The sequence below is a fragment of the Pseudomonas sp. 5P_5.1_Bac1 genome, from assembly GCF_025466015.1.
Taxonomy (GTDB): Bacteria; Pseudomonadota; Gammaproteobacteria; order Pseudomonadales; family Pseudomonadaceae; genus Aquipseudomonas.
Genome location: NZ_JANLNX010000108.1, coordinates 217,851 through 241,781 on the forward strand (window position 1 = coordinate 217,851; position 23,931 = coordinate 241,781).

The 23,931-nt window shown below is 66.3% G+C and carries 19 protein-coding genes; 3 read left to right on the top strand and 16 right to left on the bottom strand.

Features of this window, described 5'->3' with window-relative positions; all coding sequences use genetic code 11:
• Nucleotides 1–10: 10 nt before the first annotated feature.
• On the bottom strand, nt 11–880 hold the full coding sequence (locus NTD82_RS24265; protein WP_262130593.1) for a MurR/RpiR family transcriptional regulator: 870 nt from the start codon (nt 878–880) through the stop codon (nt 11–13).
• Between the two features lie 149 nt (nt 881–1,029).
• On the opposite strand from NTD82_RS24265, the gene NTD82_RS24270 reads away from it, so the two are divergent.
• Complete coding sequence (locus NTD82_RS24270) at nt 1,030–2,040, top strand: Ldh family oxidoreductase (RefSeq protein WP_262130594.1); 1,011 nt, start codon at nt 1,030–1,032, stop codon at nt 2,038–2,040.
• A 20-nt stretch (nt 2,041–2,060) separates the two neighbouring features.
• On the opposite strand, the gene NTD82_RS24275 is transcribed toward NTD82_RS24270, so the two are convergent.
• The 15 genes from NTD82_RS24275 to NTD82_RS24345 form a co-directional block, all read right to left on the bottom strand.
• The gene (locus NTD82_RS24275) at nt 2,061–2,810 is read right to left on the bottom strand and encodes an SDR family oxidoreductase (RefSeq protein ID WP_262130595.1); all 750 of its coding nucleotides are present in this window, start codon (nt 2,808–2,810) and stop codon (nt 2,061–2,063) included.
• Nucleotides 2,811–2,864: 54 nt separating this feature from the next.
• On the bottom strand, nt 2,865–4,253 hold the full coding sequence (locus tag NTD82_RS24280; protein ID WP_262130596.1) for an MFS transporter: 1,389 nt from the start codon (nt 4,251–4,253) through the stop codon (nt 2,865–2,867).
• A gap of 503 nt (nt 4,254–4,756) precedes the next feature.
• Entirely contained in the window at nt 4,757–6,370 is a 1,614-nt protein-coding gene (locus NTD82_RS24285; protein ID WP_262130597.1) for a dipeptide ABC transporter ATP-binding protein, read from the bottom strand.
• The gene (locus NTD82_RS24290) at nt 6,367–7,209 is read right to left on the bottom strand and encodes an ABC transporter permease (RefSeq protein WP_262130598.1); all 843 of its coding nucleotides are present in this window, start codon (nt 7,207–7,209) and stop codon (nt 6,367–6,369) included. The genes NTD82_RS24285 and NTD82_RS24290 overlap by 4 nt, the downstream gene beginning before the upstream one ends.
• On the bottom strand, nt 7,206–8,165 hold the full coding sequence (locus NTD82_RS24295) for an ABC transporter permease (protein WP_262130599.1): 960 nt from the start codon (nt 8,163–8,165) through the stop codon (nt 7,206–7,208). Before NTD82_RS24295 ends, NTD82_RS24290 begins: the two co-directional genes overlap by 4 nt.
• A gap of 3 nt (nt 8,166–8,168) precedes the next feature.
• Nucleotides 8,169–9,770, bottom strand: coding sequence for an ABC transporter substrate-binding protein (locus tag NTD82_RS24300; RefSeq protein WP_262130600.1), 1,602 nt, complete (start codon nt 9,768–9,770; stop codon nt 8,169–8,171).
• Between the two features lie 9 nt (nt 9,771–9,779).
• Entirely contained in the window at nt 9,780–11,099 is a 1,320-nt protein-coding gene (locus NTD82_RS24305; protein WP_095153648.1) for an LLM class flavin-dependent oxidoreductase, read from the bottom strand.
• 52 nt (nt 11,100–11,151) lie between these two features.
• Nucleotides 11,152–13,590, bottom strand: coding sequence for a TonB-dependent receptor plug domain-containing protein (locus NTD82_RS24310; protein WP_262130601.1), 2,439 nt, complete (start codon nt 13,588–13,590; stop codon nt 11,152–11,154).
• Nucleotides 13,591–13,767: 177 nt separating this feature from the next.
• Nucleotides 13,768–14,736 carry an ABC transporter substrate-binding protein gene (locus NTD82_RS24315; RefSeq protein WP_262130602.1) on the bottom strand — a complete coding sequence of 323 codons (969 nt, stop codon included), beginning with the start codon at nt 14,734–14,736 and terminating at the stop codon, nt 13,768–13,770.
• Between the two features lie 10 nt (nt 14,737–14,746).
• Entirely contained in the window at nt 14,747–15,556 is an 810-nt protein-coding gene (locus tag NTD82_RS24320; RefSeq protein WP_262130603.1) for a class II aldolase/adducin family protein, read from the bottom strand.
• Nucleotides 15,557–16,269: 713 nt separating this feature from the next.
• On the bottom strand, nt 16,270–17,598 hold the full coding sequence (locus tag NTD82_RS24325; protein WP_262130604.1) for an LLM class flavin-dependent oxidoreductase: 1,329 nt from the start codon (nt 17,596–17,598) through the stop codon (nt 16,270–16,272).
• 34 nt (nt 17,599–17,632) lie between these two features.
• Nucleotides 17,633–18,325, bottom strand: a complete 693-nt coding sequence (locus NTD82_RS24330) for a peroxiredoxin-like family protein (protein WP_262130605.1) — start codon at nt 18,323–18,325, stop codon at nt 17,633–17,635.
• An 18-nt stretch (nt 18,326–18,343) separates the two neighbouring features.
• A complete protein-coding gene (locus NTD82_RS24335) occupies nt 18,344–19,432 on the bottom strand; it encodes an alkene reductase (protein ID WP_262130606.1) in 1,089 nt (362 codons plus the stop codon).
• A gap of 29 nt (nt 19,433–19,461) precedes the next feature.
• Entirely contained in the window at nt 19,462–19,815 is a 354-nt protein-coding gene (locus NTD82_RS24340) for a ferredoxin family protein (protein ID WP_262130607.1), read from the bottom strand.
• Nucleotides 19,812–21,413, bottom strand: coding sequence for an FAD-binding protein (locus tag NTD82_RS24345; protein WP_262130608.1), 1,602 nt, complete (start codon nt 21,411–21,413; stop codon nt 19,812–19,814). Before NTD82_RS24345 ends, NTD82_RS24340 begins: the two co-directional genes overlap by 4 nt.
• A gap of 288 nt (nt 21,414–21,701) precedes the next feature.
• Between NTD82_RS24345 and NTD82_RS24350 the strand changes: the two genes are divergently transcribed.
• Together NTD82_RS24350 and NTD82_RS24355 are read left to right on the top strand one after the other, a co-directional pair.
• Nucleotides 21,702–22,790 carry an HNH endonuclease gene (locus NTD82_RS24350; protein WP_262130609.1) on the top strand — a complete coding sequence of 363 codons (1,089 nt, stop codon included), beginning with the start codon at nt 21,702–21,704 and terminating at the stop codon, nt 22,788–22,790.
• A 128-nt stretch (nt 22,791–22,918) separates the two neighbouring features.
• Nucleotides 22,919–23,899 carry a helix-turn-helix transcriptional regulator gene (locus NTD82_RS24355; RefSeq protein ID WP_262130610.1) on the top strand — a complete coding sequence of 327 codons (981 nt, stop codon included), beginning with the start codon at nt 22,919–22,921 and terminating at the stop codon, nt 23,897–23,899.
• The last annotated feature ends 32 nt before the right edge of the window (nt 23,900–23,931 follow it).

Below are 23,931 nucleotides of genomic sequence, written 5' to 3' on the forward strand. Positions count from 1 at the left end.
CACTCTCTTGCTATTGTTTTGCCGTTGACGTGTAGCCAACGAACTCGTTGTGTAGAGCGGCAGTTGCGTCCAAGCGTTTTTCAACATCAGGCCCGAGCTTCTTGCAGACCTCGTTGACCATCAGGTGAGCCCACGACAGCATCGTCGCGGTGGACTCCCAGAACAGGTTGAACTGAGTGGGAATGCGGAACACCTCGTCGGCATTCGCATCGGCCCAATCACAGAAGGTGTCGGTAACCAGTGTTACCGGGATGCCCGCCTCGCGTGCCTTGTGACACAGCAGCAGGGCATGGCGGGAATAACGCCGCGCCTCGAACACCACCAGCGCGCAGTGCGCTGGATCGCCCAGCAGGACTTCGCCGAAATGCCCGGCGCTGCCGTCCACCACCTGCACGCCGTCGCGCAAGTATTGCAGCAGGTGGGCCATGCAGTGGGCGATGCCGCGCTCGGTCTGAAAGCCCGCGACGAACACCCGCGGACGCTGCGCCAGGCGCGTGGCGACACGGTCCCACTCGGCGGTGCGGCTGTATTCGTAAACCCGCACCAGCGCGGCGACTTCCAGCTCCAGGCTGCGGCTGTGGTCTTCGCGGTCATCGCTGGAGTGTTGGCGGAATTCTTGCAGCCGATCGCCCACCAGCCAGGGGCCGTCACCGAGGTCGTCCTTCAAGTCCTGCTTGAGTGCCTTGAGGTGCTCGTAGCCCAGCGAACGGCAGAAGCGCCCGACACTGGATTCGCTGACGCCGATCTTCTCCGCAAGGCTGGCGGAGGTTTCGAACGGCAGGTCGGTGAGGTGGGCGAGCATATAGGTGGCGATCTTGCGCCCCGAGGCCGACGCATTGGGCAGGCTGCTTTCCAGGCGTTGCTTGATGGGTTGGCTCACGGGCGATGCTCAATGACGGCTGCGGTGGAAGAGAAAATGAATGTTTTCTGTCATCAAGTCAATATTTGACAGCTAACTGTCAAAAAGAGGAAAGTCCGAACACCGTCATCCCTGTTGCCCAGTCCAATTCCAATCATCGGAGCTACAGAATGTCCGCACCTGCCACACAGATTCCCTTCAACGAACTGGAAACCCTGCTGCAGCGCATTTTCGTGCGTCACGGCACCAGCGAGGCGGTGGCCCGCGCGCTGGCATTCAACTGCGCCAGCGCCCAGCGCGACGGCGCCCACAGTCATGGTGTGTTCCGTATTCCCGGGTATGTCTCGACCCTCGCCAGCGGCTGGGTCAATGGTCAGGCCGTGCCGAAGGTCGAGGATGTGGCCAGTGGTTACATCAGCGTCGATGCCGGCGGCGGCTTCGCCCAGCCGGCGCTGGCTGCGGCCCGCGAGTTGCTGGTGAGCAAGGCGCGCAGTGCCGGCATCGCCGTGCTGGCGATCCATAACTCGCACCACTTCGCCGCCTTGTGGCCGGATGTCGAGCCGTTCGCCGACGAAGGCCTGGTGGCGCTGAGCGTGGTCAACAGCATGACCTGCGTGGTGCCGCAGGGCGCCGAGCGGCCGTTGTTCGGGACCAACCCGATCGCCTTTGCCGCGCCGTGCGCGGGCGGGGCGCCGATCGTCTTCGACATGGCCACCAGCGCCATCGCCCACGGCGATGTGCAGATTGCCGCGCGCAAAGGCGAATTGCTGCCCGAAGGCATGGGCGTCGATCGTCTCGGCCAGCCGACCCGCGACCCCGCGGCGATCCTCGACGGCGGCGCGCTGCTACCGTTCGGCGGACACAAGGGCTCGGCGCTGTCGATGATGGTGGAGTTGCTGGCGGCGGCGCTGACCGGCGGCAATTTCTCCTTCGAATTCGACTGGTCGCAGCACCCCGGCGCCAAGACCCCCTGGACCGGGCAACTGCTGATCGTCATCGACCCGCGCCTGGCCCAGGGCGAACGCTTCGCCGAGCGCAGCCGCGAACTGGTGCGGCAGATGGAAGCGGTGGGCGTCACTCGCCTGCCGGGCGAGCGCCGCTTCCACGAGCGGGAGAAATCAGCGCGTGAAGGCGTGAGCCTGACGCAGGAAGAACTGGAGCAGTTGCAGGCGTTGAGCTGATAGCCGCTCGCGGCGTGCGCTCAGATATTGCCCACGCCGCCGTCCACCAGCAGTTCCGTCCCGACCACGAACGACGACTCATCCGACGCCAGGAACACCGCCGCCTGGGCCAGCTCCCATGGCTTGCCCAGTCGCCCGAGCGGCACCAGTTGGCGGATGCTATCGCGCAGGGCCTGTTCTTCTTCCGGCGGCAGGCCGAGTTTGCCGAGGGCGGCGGTATCCGTGGGGCCGGGGCTCAGGCCGTTGACCCGGATGCCGCGGCCGATCAATTCACCCGACAGGGTTCGTGCCAGCGACAACAGCCCGGCCTTGCTGGCGGCGTAGGCGCTGCTTTGCGCCAGGCCGATACGGGCGCTGACCGAGCCGCAGAGGATCACCGAAGACGGATCATGCAGCAGCGGCAGCAGGGCCTGGATCAGGAAGAACGGGCCTTTGAGGTTGGTGTCCTGCTGGCGGTCCCAGGTGGCTTCGTCCCAATCTTGCAGCGGGCGGTGAGTAACGTCGCCGGCGTTGATGAACAGCACGTCCAGACGCGGCCAGTGTTGTGCGAGGGTATCGGCGACGCGGCGTTGCCCGGCGATATCGCCGGCGTCGCTTTCGATCAGCAACACCTCGTCGCCGAGGGCGTCGCCGGCCAGGCGCAGGGCCTCGGCACTGCGTCCGGTGATCGCCACCCTGGCGCCCTGGGCGAGAAACTGCCGCGCGGTTTCCAGGCCGATGCCGCCCGTGCCGCCGGTGATCAGGGTGTATTTGTCTTTGAGTCTGCTCATTGAAATGGCCTTTGCCGAGGGGAGTCTGAGGGCCGCTACAGCGGCCCGGATCGCTTAAACCGAATCAACGCTGGCAAGCGGCCGTGCCCGGTTCACCAGCACGACCAACCCCAGCAACACCAGGCCGCTGGCTGCGGCCAGCAGCACCATGGTGTCCTGGTAGCCGGAAACGAAAGCGCTGCCGCTGTGCTGGAACAACGCCGCCGTAATCGCCAGGCCCAAGGCGCCGGCGAGGTTGTGGAACGTCCACGACATCCCCATCGCCACCCCGGCATCCTGCGCCGGCACCGAGGCCATCGCCGCCACGGTGGACGGTCCGAGAATGCACGCCCAGCCCGCGCCCATCAGGGCGAAGGCGGCGATCACCAGCGGCCAGGCACTGTCGCTGGCGAAGCGCGTTTGCAGCAGCGCCGAGGCTGCCAGCAACACAAACCCGGCCAGCAACACCGGCCGCGTGCCATGGCGATCCGCCCAGCGTCCGGCCCAGGGCGACAGCAGCGCCAGTACCGCGGTGGTGGGCAGCAGCAACAGGCCGACGCTGGCGGCATCGAGGCCGCGCACATCCGCCAGGTACAACGGCATCAGCAAAAACGCCGGGCAGTAGAAAAAGGCCAGCCCGCCTGTTGCCAGGCAGGCACCGGTGAAGGCCGGTCTGGCCAGGAAATCGAAACGCAGCAGCGGCGCCGGCACACGGCGCTCGGTCCACACCAGCAGCCCCGAGAGCACCAGCGCCAGGCCGAACAGCCCCAGCACCGACGGCGATGACCAGCCCCAATTGCCGCCATGCACCAGCAGCAAGACCCACAGCGGCAGGCTCAGGCTGAGCAGCGCCAGGCCGGGCAGGTCGAGGCGCTGGCCGTCGCCTTCGGCGGCGGATTCACGCACATGGCGCCAGCACAGCAACAGGCCGATAGCGATCAGCGGCACATTGAGCAGGAACACCCAGCGCCAGCCGAGGCTTGCCACCAGCAACCCGCCGGCCACCGGCCCGATCGCCAGACCGAGACCGTTGGCGCTGAACAACAGGCCGATGGCACGGCCGCGGCGCGCCTCGTCGAAGGCATTACTGACAATCGCGCTCGACGCGGTGTACAGCACCGCGCAAGACAGCCCTTGCACCACCCGCCAGAACACCAGCGCCGCGAGGCTGTGACTGAGCCCGGCGGCCAGCGAGGCCAGACCGAACAACAGCATTGCGACGAGCATCAACCGACGCCGGCCGAACAGATCGGCCAGCCGCCCGGCGCTGACCATGAACGTGGACAGGGCCATGACGAAGGCGGTGATCAACCATTGGGATTGTTGCAGGCCGATGCCCAGTTCCTGGCTCAGGGCGGGCAGGGCGGTGTTGACGATGGTGAAGTCGATACAGCCGAGGAAACTGGCAATGGCCACCCCGGTGAGGGCCAGCCACGGATTGGGCGAGGGTACGGCGGAGGACATCAGACAATCCTTTGCGACGAAGGGCAGGTGGGGACGATAGGCGGCGGGGGTTGGGGTTGTGAAAGACTTTTCGGGCCTAAGCTTAGGTAGCTACGCATCTCGGGACTGTCTTGAGACCATGAAGTGCCAGTCAGGGAATTGGGTAATGGCGACCAGGTGCTAGCCGACAGGTTTTCAGCGTTCTCAAGATCGAGCGCCGCCCGCGCGGCGCATCGCGGATGAATCCGCTCCTACATTTTTTGCAACGTGCCATGGCCTGTCAGAGAGGTGTTGTCCGCCTTTGCCTTTTGGCGATGAATCGCTGGGAGGCTGTCGTACAAACAAGGCAGTCAACCATGGCCTGGCAGACATAGGCACGTTACAACCAATGTAGGAGCGAGCTTGTCGGGGCGCCGAACCGTCGCGATGCGCCGCGCGGGCGGCGCTCGATCTTGAGAGCGCTGAAAAACTTCAGGCATGCGCCTGGTAGCCATTACTCGGTCTTTTGACGGAGAGCCCGAACCTCACAACCCCGCCACCTGCAACTCCCGCCCCCGCAACGGCAATAACTGCCCCGGCATATCCTCCAGCAACCGCCGCGTGTAGTCGCTCGCCGGCCTTTCGAACACCTGCTCGGTCGGCCCGTGATCCACCAGCCGACCCTGGCTCATCACCAGCACCTGATCGCTGATGCCGCGCACGGTGGCGAGGTCGTGGGAGATGAACAGGTAGGTCAAGCCCAGGTCCCTTTGCAGGTGTTGCAGCAGGTCCAGCACTTGCGCCTGGACCGGCGCATCCAGCGCCGACAGCGGTTCATCCAGCACCAGCAATTCCGGCTCCGCGGCCAGCGCGCGGGCGATGGCGACGCGCTGGCGCTGGCCACCGGAAAGCTGGCCAGGACGACGGTGCAGCAGGTTACCCGGCAGGCCGACCCGCTCCAGCAGTTCCAGCACGCGCTCGCGGTCATCGCGGCGCTGGCCGATGGCGAAGGCGCGCAACGGTTCGCTGATGATGTCCAGCAGGTCGTGCCGTGGGTCGAGGGCGGCCCACGGGTTCTGATAGACCAGTTGCACCCGTCGCCGATAGCCGTGCAGTTGCCTGCGCCCGGCGCCGAGGATTTCCTCGCCGTCGAAGCACACGCTGCCGGCGCTGGCCTGTTCCAGGGCGAGGATGATCCGCGCCGTGGTCGATTTGCCCGAGCCGGACTCGCCCACCAGGCTGGTGGTGGTGCCCCGTTGCAGGCTGAAGCTGACGTCCTCCACCGCCGCCGGTCCATGGCGGTTGAAGCGCCGTTGCAGGCTGCTGACCTGCAACAGCGGCTCGCCCGCTGCCACGGCGGGCGCCGAGCGTCGTTGTTGCAGTCGCGCCAGGGGCGAGGCCTGGAGCAACTGGCGGGTGTAGGGGTGTTCCGGCGCATGCCACAACTGGCTCGGCGTGCCGCTTTCCAGCAGGCGGCCATGGCGCATCACCAGGATGCGGTCGGCACGGTCGAGCGCCACCGCCAGGTCATGGGTGATCAGCAGCAGGCTGCTGCCGCGCTCGCGCACCAGGTGTTGCAGGCGGTCGAGAATCTGTCGTTGCACGCTGACGTCGAGGGCGCTGGTGGGTTCGTCGGCGATCAGCAGTGGCGGGTCGTTGGCCAGGGCGATGGCGATCAGCACGCGCTGGCACATGCCGCCGGACAGTTGATGGGGGTAGCGCTTGAGCAGTTGCTCCGGGTCTTTCAGGCCGACCTGATGCAGCAACGCCACGCCGCGCAGGCGCGCTTCGGCCTTGGCCACACCGTGTACGGTCATGGCTTCGACAAGCTGGGTGCCGATGGTTTTCACCGGGTCCAGCGAGGTGCCCGGGTCTTGCGGGACGAAGCCGACCAGACGGCCGCGCCGCTTGCGCCAGTCGTGTTCGTCGAGCTGGTCGAGGGCCTGGCCTTGCAGCCATAACTGGCCGGTCTGTTGCACACCGGGCGGCAGCAAGCCGGCCAGCGCGGCGGCAGTGGTGGATTTGCCCGAGCCAGACTCGCCCACCAGGCAGACGATTTCGCCGGCGGCGATTTCCAGGTCCAGTCCTGCCACGGCGGCCTGCTGGCTGCCGGGGTATTCCACGCCGAACTGGTGAATACGAACCAGTGGTGCGCTCATGAAGCTTCTCCCTGAAGACGTTGCAGGCCGCGGGCCAGTTGCTGGGTGGCGAGCACCACGGTGGCCACCACCAGCCCTGGCAGGGTGGTGTACCACCAGGCCACCACCATGTAGTTGCGCCCTTCGGCGATCAGCAGGCCCCATTCCGGTTGCGGCGGCGGTGCGCCGAAACCGAGGAAGCTCAGCGCCGACACCGCCAGTACGGCGCTGGCGAATTCCAGCGCGGCCAAGGCCAGCAGCGGTCCGGCGGCGTGGGGCAGGACATGCCGCCAGAGGTTGGTCCAGGAACCGACACCGGCCACCCGCGCCGCTTCGACAAAGGTCCGGCTGCGCCAGCGCAGCACTTCGCCACGGGCCAGGCGGGCGAAGATCGCCACCGACGACAGGCCCACCGCCAGGGCGATTTCCAGGGTGCCGAAGCCCAGCGCGGTGACGATGGCCATCGCCAGCAGCAGCGCCGGGATTGCCATCAGCACTTCGACAATGACCGCCAGCACGCGGTCGGCGACGCCGCCGAACCAGCCGGCGATACCGCCCAGCAGGCTGCCGGCGACCAGCGCGATCAGCACGGCAATGCTGGTGGCCTGCAACGACAGCGCCGCACCGTGCACGCAGCGGGCGTAGAGGTCGCGGCCGAGGTGATCGGTGCCGAACCAGTGGCGGGCGGAGGGTGCTTGCAGGGTCTGGGTCGGGTCGGCCAGCAGCGGGTCGGCGCTGGTAAACAGGCCGGGCCAGAAGGCCCAGCCAAGGACCACCGCGAACAGCGCCAGACTCAGCGCCACGGACAGGCCGGGCCAGCGCAGCGGACGGCGGGCGGCATAGGCGGGTTGCAGGATCATGGACGGCTCCCTTGGCGGATGCGGGGATCGAGCAGCGGGTACAGCAGATCGGTGGCCAGGTTGGTCAGCACATACAGGGTCGCGGCCAGCAGCACCACGCCCTGGACCACGGCGATGTCCTGGCTGGCGACGGCGGCCTGGGCCAGGCGCCCGACGCCGTCGCGGGAGAACACGGTTTCGGTGACCACCGCGCCGGCCAGCAGGTTGCCGAGCAAGGTGCCGGCCAGGCTCAGCAGGGGAATCGACGCGTTGTGCAGGATGTGCCCGCAAAGCAGGCGCCAGGGACCGACGCCTTTGCTGCGCAGCGCCTGAACGAACGGTTGCTGGCTGACGCTGGCGATCGAGCGGCCGAGCACCTGGGCGATCATCGCCGCGCAGGGCAGGGCCAGGGTCACTGCCGGCAGCACCAGGCTGGCGAGGCCGTGGTCGCCCATCGCCGGCAGCCAGTGCAGCTTGAAGGAGAACAGTTGCAGCAGCACCAGCCCGACCCAGAAGGTCGGCAGCGAGACGACCACCGCCGGCGCATTGCGCAGCGCGCTCTGCAACGGCCGCCGCCGTACCTGATGCGCCGCCAGCGCCAGGCCGATGCCCAGCGGCACCGCCAGCAGCAGTGCGGCGAACGCCAGCGACAGGGTCGCCGGCAGCGCTGCGGCGAGTGTCAGCGTCACCGGCTTGCCGGTTTGCAGCGAGGTGCCGAGGTCCAGGTGCAGCAACCGCCACAGCGCGCCGCCGTATTGCTGCCAGAGACTGCCGTCGAGGTGATAACGGGCGCGCAGTTCGGCGACCTTGGCCGGGTCCACCGCGCCCGGCTCGCCGCTCTGGGCCAGGAGGATCGCCACCGGGTCACCCGGCAGCGCATAGAGAATGGCGAACGACAGGGTGAACGCCGCCCATAGCACCAGCGCGGCCTGGGCCACGCGCCAGCGCAGTGCGCGGTGGTTGGTCAGGATGCTCATCGGTCAGTGGCTCCCCGGTTGTGCCAGCCAGGTGTCGTAGAACTGCAGGCGGGTCGAGGCCTCGTAATGCAGGCCGCGCACGACGTCGCGGAACGCTGTCACCGTGGCCGCTTCCACCAGCGGAATCACGTGGCCCTGGTCGAGCAGTTCGGCGCTGGCCTGCTGGATCAGCGCGCCGCGTTTCTGCGGATCGAGGCTGGCCGCCGAGTCCTGCAGCGTCTGGTCCAACGAAGCCGGGCCGCGGACGTTGACGTTGCGCCCGCTGGAGAGGAACACGGTGCGCAGCACGTCCGGGTCGGCGCGGGTCAGGTTGAAGAACCACAGCTCGTAGTTGAGCGAGGTCTGCAACAGGCTGACCTGGCCGATGGTGGACTTGTTCAGGCGCAGCTCGACGCCGACCTGGCGCAGTTGCTGCTGCACCAGTTCCAGCACGGGGGTAGTCGCCTGCCAGTAGTCGAGGGCGAAGCTCAGGCGCTTGCCGTCACGCTGGCGCCAGCCATCGGCGCCCTTGTTCCAGCCGGCGGCATCGAGCAGTTTGCCGGCGCCTTGCGGGTCGTAGGCGAGCTGGGCGCTGAGGTCCTGGTAATACGGCGTGCTGCTGGCCAGCACCGAACTGGCCGGTTTCTGGTAGCGGGAAATCACGCCCTTGAACTGGCTGCGGTCGATGGCTTTGTTCAGTGCCCGGCGCACGTTCACGTCATCCAGCGGCGGGCGGGATTCGTTGGGCGTCAGGCTGAAGACGATGCCGGGATTGGGCCGGGCGATGGAGGGAATGCCCTGGCTGTCCAGCACCGCTTCGTCCTGCACCGGCACGCTGGTGTTCACGTCGATCTGCGCGGAAACCAGGCTGCCGAGGCGCACGCCGGATTCCGGCAGGATGTGGAACTCGATGGCGTCCAGCCAGGCACGCCCCTTGTGTTGCGCCAGGGACGACGGCCAGGCGTAGTCGGCGCGGGCCTCGATACGCACCAGCTTGTTGTGCTCGAAGCTTTTCACCGTGAACGGCCCGGAACCGACCAGCGCGCCCTGGCAACGTTCCTCGGCGCTGCGCTTGAGGGTGGCGGGCGACAGCAGCCCCAGGCTCATGGTCGAGCTGGCCTGAAGGAACTGCGCGTTGGCCTGCTTGAAGCTGATCCGCACGCTCAGCGGCCCGGTCACCTCGACCGATTCCAGCCCGGCCAGGTAGGTCCCGGCCAGTTGCGCCTGGGCGCCGAGGGCGATGATGGCCTCGACGTTGGCCTTGACCGCCGCCGCGTCGAGCACGCTGCCATCGGCGAAGGTCGCGCCCTCGCGCAGGTGGAAGGTGAACTGCCGCGAGTCGTCGCTGACCTCCCAGCGCTCCGCCAGCCAGGGCACGATCTCGGCGGTTTGCGGGTCCTGGTCGGTCAGCGAGTCCACCAGTTGCCGGCCGACATTGAGCGCGGTGTTGTTGCCTGCCTGTTGCGGGTCGATGCAGTTCGGATCGCCGTCGAAGGCCACCCGCAACACGCCGCCCGCCTGGGGCTGCGTGGGGGCGTCGGAGTTGGCCTGCTGCCCGGATGGGTTATCGCAGCCGGCGAGGGCCAGGGCGATTGCCAGGCTTAGTGAAGCCAAGGGTCGAGACATGGGCGCTCCTTAAAAGAACCGGTTGGTGCGATACGGCAAACCGAGGTTTTCCCGCAGCGTGGTGCCGGCGTATTCGCGCTGGAACAGGCCGCGGCGTTGCAGCTCCGGGACCACGCCGTCGACGAAGTCGTCGATCGCCGAGTGCAGGCCGCTGAACATGATGTTGAAGCCATCGGCGGCGCCGGCTTCGTACCAGGCCTGAAGGTCGTCGGCGATGCTTTGCGGGGTGCCGATCAGGATGCGATGCCCGCCGGAGGTGAGCTGGTTGAACAGTTGGCGCACGGTCGGCCGTTCGCGGCGGATCAGGTCGAACACCAGTTTCTGCCGGCTCTGGTGGGTGTTGGTGGTGAAGGATTCCGGCGGCAGCGGCACCACTTCGTCGAACGGCAGCTCGGAGAGGTCGTAGCCGAGGCTGACGAATTTCGAGATGGAACTGAGAAACGCCTTGGGCTCCAGCAGCTCTTGCTGGCGGTCGTATTTGGCCTGGGCTTCGGCGAGGGTCTTGCCCACCACCGGCGAGACGCCGGGGAGGATTTTCAGCTCGTTGGCGCCGCGCCCGAAGCCGGCGGCGGCGAGCTTGGTTTCCTGGTAGAAGGCCTGGCCCTGCTCGATGGTGTGCTGGGCGGTGAAGATCAGTTCGCCAACACGCGCGGCGAGGCGCTTGCCGGAGGTCGAGGCGCCGGCCTGGGCCACCACCGGATGACCTTGCGGCGAGCGCGAGACGTTGAGCGGGCCGCGCACCTGGAAGTGCTCGCCCTGATAGTCGAGAACATGCAGCTTGTCGATGTCCAGCCAGGTGCCGCTGGCTTTGTCCTGGACGAAGGCGTCGTCGGCCCAGCTATCCCACAGCCCGCTGACCACGTCGTAGAACTCTTCGGCGCGGGCGTAGCGGTCTTCGTGATCGACGTGGTCCTGGCGGTTGAAGTTCTCGCCGCCGCCCAGCGAGGTGACCAGGTTCCAGCCGGCGCGACCGCCGCTGAGGTGGTCCAGCGCGGCGTATTTGCGCGCCACGTTGTAGGGCTCGTTGTAGGTGGTGCTGGCGGTGGCGATCAGGCCGATATGGCGGGTGCTGGCGGCCAGCGCCGGGGCCAGGATCAGCGGGTCCCAGCGCACGCTGTTGGGGCCGCGCTGCAAGGCCAGGTCGAGTTTGACGTCAAGGGTGTCGTTGAAGAACAGCGAGTGGAAGCGCCCGGCTTCCAGCTTGCGGGCGATGTACTGGTAATGTTCCAGGCTCTTGAACGTGTCCAGCGGCGCTTCCGGCAGGCGCCAGGCGCTGCCGCTGAGGGTGCCGGGGATAAAGGCGCCGAGGACGAAGGGTGCGTGACTCATGGGGTGTTCCTCCGGGCGCCCGCGCCACTGCGCGAGCGCCGCTTGCGTGGGCTCAGAAGTTGTAGGCGATGCGCGTGTACCAGAAGCCGCCGTAGGGATCGAACGGCGAGATCGAGCCGAATTTCGCGAAACCATTGACGTCGCCGGCCGGGAAGCCGTTGTTGTCGGCGCGCACGTCGAACAGGTTGTTGGCGCCCACGGCGATATCGAAGTTGTCGGTCAGGGCGTAGGCCACTTCCAGGTCGGTCAGCCACTTGGCGCCGTAGGTCACGTCGTAGGTCGGGTTGGCGTCGAGGGCGACGACCTTGTCGTAGCGGGTCAGGCCCGCGTTGACGGTGAAGCGGTCGATCTGCCAGTTGGCGCTGAGGATGACCTTGGTCTTGGGGTTGGCCACGGTGAGGTAGCCCTGGGCGACGCGGTCGAACAGTTCCAGATTGTTGCCCGCGGCCCTGAGCGACGCCGGGGTTTCCTTGATGTCGTCGATCTCGGTCTTGTTGTAGTTGAGCCCGACCCCGTACTTGACCTTGCCGAACTGGCCGTAATCGACGCGGTAGTCGGCCACCAGATCGATGCCGCGGGTGGTGGTGTCGGCGGCGTTGGTGAAGTACTTGATGCGGTAGCCAGGCTTGAAGCCGTTGGCGATCAGTTGCTGGTCGACGCCGTTGCCGTAGAGGAAGCCGGTGAGGGCGATGCGGTCGCGGATCTCGATCTGGTAGGCGTCGAGGGTCACGCTGGTCTGGGGCAGCGGTTGCCAGGTCAGGCCGAGGCTGAAGTTGCGCGATTTCTCCGGGCTCAGGTCTTCGGCGCCGAGGGCCTTGGCCAGCGGTGAGTCGACCCGCACGGTCTTGGCTTCGACGAACTGCGCGATGCCGTTGACGGTGGTGTACTGGTTGGCGGTCTGGGCGTACACCGACTGCGACAGCGACGGTGCGCGGAAGCCGTTGCTGATGGTGCCGCGCAGGGCGAAGGTCGGGGTGAAGTCATAGCGCGCGGAGAACTTGCCGCTGCGGGTGTTGCCGCTGCTGTCGTCGTATTTTTCGAAGCGCGCGGCGACCCCCAGCCAGAGTTTTTCCGTGGGGTTCACGCCGAAGTCGACATAGCTGGCGTAGCTGTTGCGGCTGAGCTGGCCGGCATCTTCGGGGGTGAGGGTGATCGCGCCCTGGGCGCCCACCGAGCCGGGCTGCCCGGCCAGCGGACCGCTGGGGTAGATGTAGCCGCCGTTGATGTACGAGAGCGGGTCGTCGGACTCGGTCTTGTAGCGCTCGTGCCGGTGTTCCAGGCCCCAGGACACTTGCAGTGGCTTGCTCAGGCCGACGTCGAAGGCGCGGGTCAGGTCGAGGTTGTTGGTCCACTGGTCGAAGTAGTTGGTGTAGGTGTCGAAGCGGGTCGGGCTCGACGGGCCGAGGGAGGCGTTGAGGGTTTCGTCGGCGCCGGCCTGGCCCTTGTCGCGGCCGAAGGTGGAGCTCAGGTCCCAGTGCCAGTCGGCGATCTCGCCCTTGCCGCCGGCGGCGGCCTGGTAGTCGGTTTCTTCCAGGGTGTAGAAGGGCGCGGTGCCGTCCGGGTAGATCTCGGGAATGATGTTGGTGGAGTTGGGCCGGCGGTAGTTCTGGCCGCCGCGGGCATCACGCTTGCTGAAGGTCGAGAACGAGTACAGGGTCAGGTCGTCGCTGACCGGCAGTTCGGCGTTGTACGACAGGTTGATGGCTTTGATCTTCGGCAGGCCGTTCTTCTGCACTTCGCGGTCGGCGGTGGCGTTGCGCGGGTCGCCGGCGAAGTACAGGTTGCCGGTGGCTTCGCGGGAGCGGGTCGCGGTCTGCACTGACTTGGCGTCCAGCGCGTAGTTGAAGAAGCCGCCGTCGCTGCCCAGGGCCAGGCCCTGGTTGAGGGACTGGCGCAGGTTGCCGCCGTCGCCGTTCTCGTAGTACTCGCCATATTGGGTGGTGACCGAGCCGCCGTTGTCCTTCTGCTTGAGGATGATGTTGATCACCCCGGCGATGGCGTCGGAGCCGTACTGCGCCGAGGCGCCGTCGCGCAGCACCTCGACGTGATCGATGGCGCTGATCGGGATCAGGTCCAGGTCCACCGGGTTGGTGCCGTAGGCGGCGGTGGAGTCGAGGTTGATCACCGCGCTGTTGTGGCGGCGCTTGCCGTTGACCAGCACCAACACGTTGGAACCGTTCAGGCCGCGCAAGCTATAAGGCCGGGCGATGCTGTCGTTGGAGGTGCCGGAGGGCCGCTGCGAGAACGACGGCAGGGTTTTCTGCAGGGCGCCGCGCAGGCTGGACTCGCCGGTTTTTTCCAGTTGCGTGCTGTCGATCACGTCGATCGGTGCCGGGCTGCTGGTGACGGTGCGCACTTCGCTGCCCCGCGAGCCGGTGACGATCACCGTGTCGAGGGCGGTGTCTTTGTCGGCGGCGACCGCCAGCGGGGTGAGCAGGTAGCCGGCGAGCAACGCCGGCGCCATGGACAAATGGGTGAACACAGACTTCATGATTGTTCCTTGGGTTCGATTGGCAGATCAGGCCCTGGATGTGCGATCGAACGGGCTCTCATAGGGTTTTTCACGCATCACGGGCGCGGCCGGGCTCGCGCAAGGTCCGTTGCTTGCGTGGCTGGCGTGCCTGTTGGTCGTCCGGCGCGCGCCGGTGCGTTGTGCTCCGGCAGGTCCCTAGCCGCTGAGCAGGAGGTTGAAGCGCTCGTCCCAGAAACCGCGGACGTCCAGCGACTGACGAATCAGCCCGCTGTCGTGGAACAGGTCGGCGATGCGCTGCTGGGCGAGGATGTCGGCCTCGCTCACCGGCAGCAGCCGGCTGGGGCGCTGGCGCTGGTTGAACTGTTGCAGGTACAGCTCGCGGGAAATCCCGGTGAGTTTTTCGTTGCGTTCGGCCCAGGCCTGGGGGTTGTGCTCGACCCAGTCCCAGGTGGCTTGTTCCCGGCGCAGGAAGTCGCTGATGGCGGCCTGCTTGCCCGGTTGTTGCAAGACCCGCTCGGTGGTGGCGATCAGGTAGTTGCCGCAGTGGTATTGGCTGGCCTGGGCGAGAATCACACCGTCCATGCCGGTCTGCGCCTGCAGCGCGCCGATACCGCCGGCGACGATGGCGTCGACATGGCCGTTCTGGAACGCCACCAGCGCATCCCGCGCCGGCATGGGCCGGGCCTGGATATCGGCGAGGGTCAGGTGGTTATCGCGCAGCAGGTTGAGGATCAGGTAATGGGTGTCGGTGGCGCGGACGAAACTCACGCGCTTGCCCTTCAGGTCGGCAATCGAGGCGATGCCGCTGTCGCGCTTGACGATCAGGCTGCTGCGGTTCTGCTCGCCCTGGTAACTGGCGATCAACACCAGCGGATTGCCGGCGGCGCTGGCAAATAGCGGCAGCACCGGGCTCATGAAGGCGTAGTCCAGGCTGCCGCTGGCAAAGGCTTCCAGCACCATGCTGCCGCCGGGCACGTCGATCCATTCCAGCGGGTAGGGCGTCGCGGCCTGGCCGGCGTCGGCGAGAAAACTCGCGGCCTGGCCTTTGTAGCGCCAGACCCGCAGCGCTTCGCTGGCATTGGCCAGAACAGGCGCGAGCCCGGCGGCCAGGCCGGCGACAGCACTGTGCTGGAGGAACGCGCGGCGGCTGATGCTGATTGCCATGACGGGCTCCTCAGTCCAGCAGATCAGGTTGTTGCTGGACGATGCGGTCCCACAGCGGCAGGAAATTCAGCCAGCCGAACAGCTCGCGCTGCGCCGGGTTGAAGCTGTCCTCGCTCACTTCGGGAATGCGCGGTTGACCGGCCGAATACGCCAGCAGATGGGCGCGAGCGGTGTCGTCGGCGAGGATGAAACGCCATGCGGCGCTTTCCACGGTCTGGCCGGCGGCCCACAGCCCGTGGTTCTGCCAGACCAGCAGATTGTTGTCGGCGAAGGTCTCGACGAAGGCCTGGGCAACCAGGTCGCGGTCTTGCAGCAAGCCGCCTTCGGCATTGCGCAGAGCGTGGCGGTCGAACAGCACCTGCTCGCCGATAAAGGCCGAGGACTCGGCGGTGATCGGCTGGAACAGCTGCCCCAGCGACGACCAGACCCGGCCATGGAAACCGTGCAAATGGGCGATGCCCACCACCTCCGGCCGCGCCCGTTGCAGCTCGTAGTGCAGTTCCAGGGCGCTGGTGTTGAGCAGGCCGTCGCCTTCCACCACCTGGCCTGCGCCGTTGACCCGCAGCAGGTCGCTCGTGCGGATCTGCGAGAAGGGCACACCCAGCGGATTGATCCAGTAATGGTCGGTTTCGATCGGGTCGCGGGCGGTGAAATGCCCGGCCAGGCCCACTTCGAAACCCAGCTCGGCGAACAGCCGGTACGACGCGGCCAGACGCTGCTTGCGGTGCAGGCGTTCGGCGAGCGGGTCGGCATGGACGGGCGGGGCGCTGAGTTGCAGGCGGTGGTTGTGGTTGGGCAGGGTGGTGATGCTGTGGCTCATCGGGCGTACTCGCAGGTGATGGAATCGGGAGCCTCCACCGTGCGAGGGGTCGGGTCTGAGAGGGACTGTAACAAGGGGGCGGGGCGGGGAATAAATACTGTTTTGATCTATTTTTATTATTATTTTTCAGAATAAAAAATTGGATGGATATTTAAGAATTGCATTTTCTTAGGGGCGTTTTTTGGGGTGCTTCGGGCCTCATCGCTGCATGGGTATCTACACATCTTTCGGTCATGTGGAGGCTGGAGGGCGTTTGTCAAAAGACCGAGTGATGGCCACCAGGCGCATGCCGGAAATTTTCTAGCGCTCTCAAGACCGAGCGCCGCCCGCGCGGCGCATCGCGAGCAAGCTCGCTCCTACATTGGTTGCAACGTACCTATGCCTGTCAGGCCATAGTTGAACGCCTTGTTTGTACGAAGCGGTATCAGGTTAACTTCAACAGCCTCCCCGCGATTCATCGCCAGGCGCCAAGGGCGGGCAACACCTCTCTGTCAGACCATGGCACGTTGCAACCAATGTAGGAGCGAGCTTGTCGGGGCGCCGAACCGTCGCGATGCGCCGCGCGGGCGGCGCTCGGTCTTCCAGCCACCACATGACCGAAAGATGTGTAGATACCCATGCTCATCGCTGGCAAGCCAGCTCACACACTGTGTGGCTTGTCGGGGCGCCGAACCGCAGCGATGAGGCCCAAAAGCACCCAGCAAGGCCTGAAATCAAGCCACCTCGGCCGCCTTCACACTGTGCCGATTCACCGGCACTTCCAACTCAAGATGATCGCGCAACGTCCGGCCTTGGTACTCGTCCCGGAACAACCCGCGCTCGCGCAGGAGCGGCACCACTTCATCGGTAAACCGGGCAAACGCCGCCGGCGCGCCGACGTGGATGTTGAAGCCGTCCACCGCGCCATCCTTGAACCAGCGCTCGATTTCGTTCGCCACGGTCTGCGCCGAGCCGGCGAAACCGGTGAACGGCCGGGCAAAGCGCAGCGCCGTCTGGCGCAGGGTCAACCCCTGTTCGAGAGCCACGCGCTTGATCTTCTCGGCATGCCCGCGATAGCCGTTGCTGCCCAGTTCGCCGAGGTCAGGGAAGGGCGCATCAAGGTCGTACTGGCTGAAATCGTGGTAGTTGAACGGCCGGCCCAGTTGCACCAGCGCTTTCTTCAGGTCCAGTTCGCCGGTGCGCTGTAGCAACAGCGCCTGGGCCTCTTCGTCGGTGTCGGCAATGATCGGCGAGATGCCGGGGAAGACCAGCACCTGGTTCGGGTCGCGTCCGGCTTCGGCGGCGCGGCGCTTGATGTCGGCGTAGTACTCGCGGGCATCTTCGAAGTTGTCGACGCCGGCGAAAATCCCTTCGGCGATCCGTGCCGCCAGCCCGCGCCCGGACTCGGACACCCCGGCCTGGAAGATCACTGGCTGGCCCTGCTCCGAGCGGGAGATGTTCAACGGCCCGGTGACCGAGAAGAACTCGCCGCGGTGGTCGAGGCGGTGTTGCTTGGCCGGGTCGAGGAAGCGTTTGTTGGCGCGGTCGCGGGGGAAGGCGTCGTCCTCGTAGGAGTCCCACAGGCCCTGGACCACCGCCACATGTTCGTGGGCGCGGCGGTAGCGCTCGCCGTGGTCGATATGCTGCTCGCGACCGAAGTTGCCGGCGGCGCCTTCAAGTCCGGTGGTGACCACGTTCCAGCCGGCGCGGCCATGGCTGATCTGGTCCAGCGAGGCGAACTGGCGGGCGACGTTGAAAGGCTCGGTGTAGGAGGTGGTCAGGGTCGCCACCAGGCCGATCTTGTCGGTGGCGCCGGCCAGCGCCGAGAGCAGGGTCAGCGGCTCCAGGCGGTTGAGGAAGTGCGGCGCCGAGTCCGGCGTGATGTACGGGCTGTCGACGATGAACACGAAGTCGAACTTTGCCGCTTCGGCGGCGCGGGCCTGCTGTTTGTACCAGTCGATGTCGATGCTGGCGGTGCCGGGGATCTGTGGGTCCAGCCATTCCTGCGGGTCGGTGCCGACGCCGGTAAGGATGGCGCCGAGGTGCAACTGCCGTGTGCTCATGGTTCAGGTCCTGTCGGGTTGAAGAAAGAAGGGCTCAGGCCCAGGCGTGCCGTATCAGCAGGCTGTCGGCATCCAGCGCGGCGTCGACCGCGTCGATGATCGGTTGTGCTTCGCTGCGCACCAGCCAGTCCGGGCTGACCTGGGCGAAGTGCACGCGGCGGTCGCGGCCGATCACCACCACGGTGGGTTGCGGCAACTCCCAGGTGCCGGTGCCGGTGAGGGCGCCAATGCCCGGGCCTTTCGCCAGCGACGCCTGGCGCGAGGGCTCGTCGAAGCTGTAGAGAATGCCGAAGCGCTGGCCGAGGGCGTTGTCCTTGTCGCTGGCGACGTGCAGGGTCAAGGCGTGCTTGTCCTTGATTTCCTTCAGGCGCTCCGGCACCTGCGGACTGATCGCCACCAGCGGCACGCCGCGCCGTTTCAGCGCCGGTAGCAGGTTGCGTTCGTAATAAGGGATGGCGATGTTGCACGCCGGGCAACCGGCGTAGCGGAAGAACACCAGCACTGCGGGCCCCTTGCTCACCAGTTGTTCGAGGCTGAGGCTGCCGCCTTCGACCTTGAGCAGGGTGAACGGATCGACGATATCGCCGGCGCTGATGAAACGCTCGGGGTCGGCCTCATCCACCAGGCGTTGGCGCTGGTCGACGTTGACCTTGAGGGCTTCCGGGGTCCAGGTGCGCAGGCGTTCAGCGTGCAGTTCTGCCAGCAAGTGATTGACGGATTCGCTCATGAAAGGCTCCTGTGTTGGTCAGCCGGCAACGGCTTCGCGGCGTGGTTCGAGAAAGGGGTAGTCGATGTAGCCCTGGTCGCCGCCGACATAGAAGCTGGCTTCGTCCGGTGTATTGAGCGGCGCTTCTTGGCGGAAGCGCTCGACCAGGTCGGGGTTGGCGATGAACAGCCGGCCAAAGGCGACGAAATCGGCGCGGCCCTGCTCGACGGCCTGGCGCGCGCTGTCGCGGTCGAAGTCGCCGGCGAGGATCAGCGGGCCGGTGAACAGCTCGCGCAGGGTCGGCGCCAGGCGGCGCGCGGGCGGGGTGGCATCCGGCTCGATCAGGTGCAGGTAGGCGATGCCGCGCTGGTGCAGTTCGCGGCCGACATGGCTGTACAGCGCCAGCGGGTCGCTGTCGCGGATGCCGTCGTATTCGACGTTCGGCGAGATGCGCACGCCCACCCGCTCGGCGCCCAGCTCGGCGATGGCGGCATCGACGATTTCCAGGAGGAAGCGCGTGCGGTTTTCCACGCTGCCGCCGTAGCGGTCGTCGCGCTGGTTGGCGCCGTCACGCAGGAACTGGTCGATCAAGTAACCGTTGGCGGCATGGATTTCCACGCCGTCGAACCCGGCGCGTCCGGCATTGCGCGCGGCGAGGCGGAAGTCTTCGACGCGCTGGGCGATTTCGCCGGTTTCAAGGGCGCGGGGCACCGGGAAGGGCTGCTGTCCGCTGGGCGTCGCGATTTCACCGAGCGCGGCGATGGCCGACGGCGCCACCGGCAGCAGGTTACCCGGCAGGCGGTGCGGATGCGCCTTGCGCCCGAGGTGGAACAGTTGCTGGAAGATCCGCCCGCCTTCGGCGTGCACGGCGGCGGTCACCGGCTTCCAGGCCTCGACCTGGGCGTCATCGTGGATCGCCGAGCCGCCGGGGCGGCTGACGCTTTCGGCGGACACATGGGTGGCCTCGGAAATAATCAGCCCGGCGCTGGCGCGCTGGCGGTAGTAGGTCGCGACCCGCGGCAGCGGCTGGCGGGTCTGTTGGTCGGAGCGGGCCCGGCCCAGCGGGGCCATGACCACGCGGTTGGCCAGGGTCAGGTTGCCCAGCGGTGCGTTGCTGAAAAGACTCATGAATGACTCCTGCTCAGGGGGAAACGGGTTCAGTGGGTGGCCAGTTCACGGGCCAGGACGAAGATGCCCTCCATGCGCCAGTGCTGGTTTTCGTAGCGCGGGTTGGTGGCGAATTCGTCCCAGCCGGAATCCCGGCGGTATTGGCCGACCAGGCCGCTGGCGAGCACCTGCGCCGGATCAAGGCTGACCGGCTGCTCGCAATCGGGGTGCACGTAGAGCGCGTCGCTGTGGCAGTACAGCTCGCACATGAAACAGGTCTGGCAGGCCGACTGATCGGCAATGCGCGGCTTGCCGTCGCTGCCCACGGCGAGGACGTTGCTGGGGCACGCCGTCACGCACTGGCTGCAGCCGTTGCAGCGGTCGCTGAAGATCAACTCGATCATGCCGGCACCTCGTTCGCGTGAAGGGTGGCCAGCGCATCGCGGCGCACCCAGGGCGTGTCCAGCCCGGCGCTGCGCAGATGGACATCGAAACTGGCGAGGCGGGTTGGCGCGTCGCTGCGCTGGTGCATGCCGCGGCTTTCCTTGCGCGCCAGGGCGCTCTGGTAGCACCAGCGGGCGCTGGCCAGCAGCGCCGCGGTTTCCCGCCAGTGCAACAACGCGGCGGGATCGTCGACGCTGCGCTGCTCGCGCAGGCGGTCCCAGTGGTTTTCCAGCACGCCGAGGGAGCGTTGCAACTGCGCGCCGCTGCGGAACAGGTTTTTGTCGTAGGGGTGCAGTTCGTCCTGGATGGCGCGGACGGTCTTGCGGTGATCGTCCCCGGCATTGCCAGATTTCAGGAGTCCGGCCTGTGCCACGCTACGTACCACGGTATCTTTCGCCGGCTGCGCCAAGGCATGCCGTGCCGCGCCGGCGCCGGCCCACTGGCCGCTGGACAAGGCCCAGGACGAATTCACCGCGCCGCCGCCTGAGATCGCCCCGGTCACCGCTTCGCGACTGGCCGCGTCGCCCGCGGTGAACAGGCCGCGCACGCCGGTCTGGCAGTCCTCATCGACAATTCGCAGGCCGCCGACACCGCGGATGGTGCCTTCGCCGTGCAGCGTCACCTGGAATTTGTCGCGGTACGGATCGATGCCCTGACGATCGAACGGCAGCATCAGGTTCGGCTGCACATACGGCAGGCGCGCGCGGATGTCTTCGGGAATACGGTCCAGCCGGCAGAACACCGGGCCTTGCAACAGCGCGCGGGCGAGGGCGTCGTTGAAGCCCGGGCCCTGGGTAATTTCCAGCTCACGACCGGCCGCGTCGAAATAGCGGCCGAAGCTGTAGACCATCGAGCGGGTCATGGTGCTGCCGGCCGGGGCGATGCAGTAGTAGTTGGAAAACTCCATCCCCGACAGCTCGGCGCCGGCCTCGACGCCCATCAGGTAACCGTCGCCGGTGTTGGTGTGGCTGCCCAGCAGCCGCGAAAGAAAACCGCAGCCGCCGGTGGCCAGCACCACCGCCGGCGCGCTGACCTGCCACTCGCGCTTGGCCTGGCGCTGCCAGCCACGCGCGCCGGCCAGTTCGCCGGCATCATTCTTCAACAGCTCCAGCGCCGGACTCTGGTCCAGCACGGTGACGCCGTGCTCCAGCGTCAGTTGGCGCATGGCCCGCATATATTCCGGGCCGCGCAAGGCGCGGTACTGCTTGTTGCCGCGCTCGTCGCGAGGAAAACCGTAAAGGCGGTCCAGTTGCGGCAGCGATTGCCAAGTGGTGTCGAGAATCCGCGCCATCCAGCGCGGATCGCCCAGCGCTTCGGCACTGAGGGTGCGTTTCTCGATCGCCGCTTCGCGTTGTTCAGGCGGCACCCACCAATGGCCGGGGCCGGCGGTGGCGGTCACGCCGCTGGTGCCGCAGTAACCCTTGTCGGCAAGAACCACCTTCGCGCCCTTGCGCGCCGCGGCAACCGCCGCCCAGGTGCCGGCCAGGCCGCCGCCGATCACCAGCACATCGGCGCGCAGGTGGAGCGGGGCGGGGGCGTTGTGAAACAGGGGAATCATGGATGCGCAGGCTCCTGCAGAGGTCGTTGGGGGACGGCCTCCGCCAGGAGTGGGGTCGGGTCTGGTAGAACGATATGCCTGCGTTCGGCGCGAGGGAAAGGCTTTTTGGTTCTAAGCTAATTATGTGAGTTTGGTATTTATTGACTTCTTAAAATTACATTTGGTTATTTTGTGCCGGCCATCGCCAGAGGCCGTCCAGCAGCGGGAATGACTGCTGTCTTTTTGCTATCATCGCTCTACAACGAGAGCCTGCGGATATGAAGGCTGCTGACACAAGGATCGAAGGTAATGGCGTTATTCGTACAAAAGCCGGTTTTCTGGAACACCAACAACTACGTGGCCCCCTCTGGCGCCTTTGCCACCAGCGGCTATCCCAAGGAAAACGGCTACGGCCACGAAGAGTGGAACAACTCCCCGCGCTTGTTGCTGCGGCGTGGCGCTGAGCGCTTCCGCGTCTTCCACACCGAAGGTTTTGGTACTGCGCCGCTGATCGACAACGCCGGCCAGACCTTCGTCTTCATGACCGCCGCGCACAACGGCATCCTGCAACTGGTCGGCATCGCCGGCAACGCCGTCGGCCTGTTCGATGAGCGCCTCCAGGCCCAGCGCGAAGAAATCGTCCAGAAGCTGGCCCTGAACGACCTCTGGGAAGAAGCCTGGGCCGTCACCAAAGTACGCAGGATCCACGAGGATGACCGCCACCACTTCCTCAAGAACTGGAAACAGCACCTGCACTGGATCCCCAACTGGGTGTGCCCGGACGATTACTTCTGGTGGTTCGATGAGCCCGTGACCCTCGACCCGAGCGTCGTCGGTGGCAAGCAGAAGAGCTACACCGAGCTGGACCTGGCGCTGGTTGGCCGGATCATGGATGCGATCCCGCAGGAGCAACGCGGCGACAAATGGGTCCGCCTGATGGACGCCATTCAATGTGCGCCCACTGAACCCGTGGCGGCTTCGGAGCGGGATGAGTTGCTGGAGGGCACCGAGCACGTTACCGAGGTCATGGCCCAGATCCAGGCCCGACGCGGGCGCGGGAAATTCCGCCAGGACTTGCTTGAGGTCTGGGGCAGCGCGTGTGCTGTGACGGGGTTGGCCTGTACCGAAGTGTTGCGCGCTTCACATATCAAACCCTGGGCGGAATCGACGGCGAAGGAACGGCTGGATAGCAGCAATGGCCTGCTGTTGGCGGCGAATCTGGATGCGCTGTTCTATCGCGGGTTGATCAGTTTCGATTCACGCGGGCAGATGTTCGTTTCGAAGCGCCTGGGCGAGGCGAGTTGCGCGGCGTTGGGGCTGCCGCGCGGGTTGCGGTTTGTGCCAGAGGGGGTGGGGGACTACCTGGATTATCATCGGGAGCAGGTGTTCCAGCACTGACGGTGGTTGCGTGGGCTGGGTGCTTCATCCAGCCCGTTTCGCAACGCATTGGCTGTCACTGGTAACGCCCTGAAACATAACGGTCATCGCCACCTGCCAGCATCTCGGCGCCCGCCGCCAAAAGGTTGATGACCCAGGTGATTTCCGCCCCACCCCGCAAGCAGTTCCTGATCCGCTCGACGGACCTCAGTGCCGACGAGTTCGGCGCGCTCTTCACCCGGATGTTCGGCAGCCTTTATGCCCATCTGCCGCGCCTCGACCGCAAGGTAGTCATCGCCGGGGTCTATGGCCGCTACGAGGGCGTCAGCTTCCGGCGGATGAGTTACCTCGGCGATTTCACGACGCAATTGCCCGATATGGACGACGAGATCACCTTTGTCTTTCCTACGGCGGGGCGGATCGTTTTCGCGCTGGGCGACGATCAGGTGGGTACTCCGCGCTATGGCCTGGCGGTGGAGAAGGCCGAGGTGCGCTCGGTGAGTTTTGTCGATGGCCATCAGCAGTACGGCATTTCCGTGCGGCGCGAGTTGTTCGCCCGGCGGCTGGCGACGCTGCTCGGCAGGCCGGTGATGGACAAGGTGCACTTCCAGCCGTTGGTGGACCTGACTGCCGACAGCTTCCAGGGCATCCGCGCGATTATCTCGATGGCCACCGGCAGTGCGTTCGACGGGCTGATCAATTCCAGCGCGCTGATGCCGCTGCGTCTGCAGGAGATGCTGGTGGACGCGGTGCTGGAGGCCTGGCCGCACAACCACAGTGACGCGTTGCGCGCACCGGCCCCGCAGATTGCGCCGCGTCATGTGAAGCTGGCCGTCGAGTACATCCGTGAGCATCCGGATGCGCTGGTGAGCGGCACCGAGCTGGCGGCACTGAGCAACGTCAGTCTGCGGGCGTTGCAAGACGGGTTCCGGCGTTTCGTGGGCAATTCGATCGTCGGCTATCAGCGACAGGTGCGTCTGGAACGGGCGCATGCGGCGCTGCGGGCGGATTGCGGTCAGTCCATCAGCGAGCTGTCGCTAAGCCTGGGCTTCAGCAACGTGGGACGCTTCTGTCAGTACTTCCAGAATGCATACGGCGTGAGTCCGGCAGAACTCAGGCGGGGCCGCTAGCTCGCCCGGTCGTAAGGCCGGGCTAGCTTTCG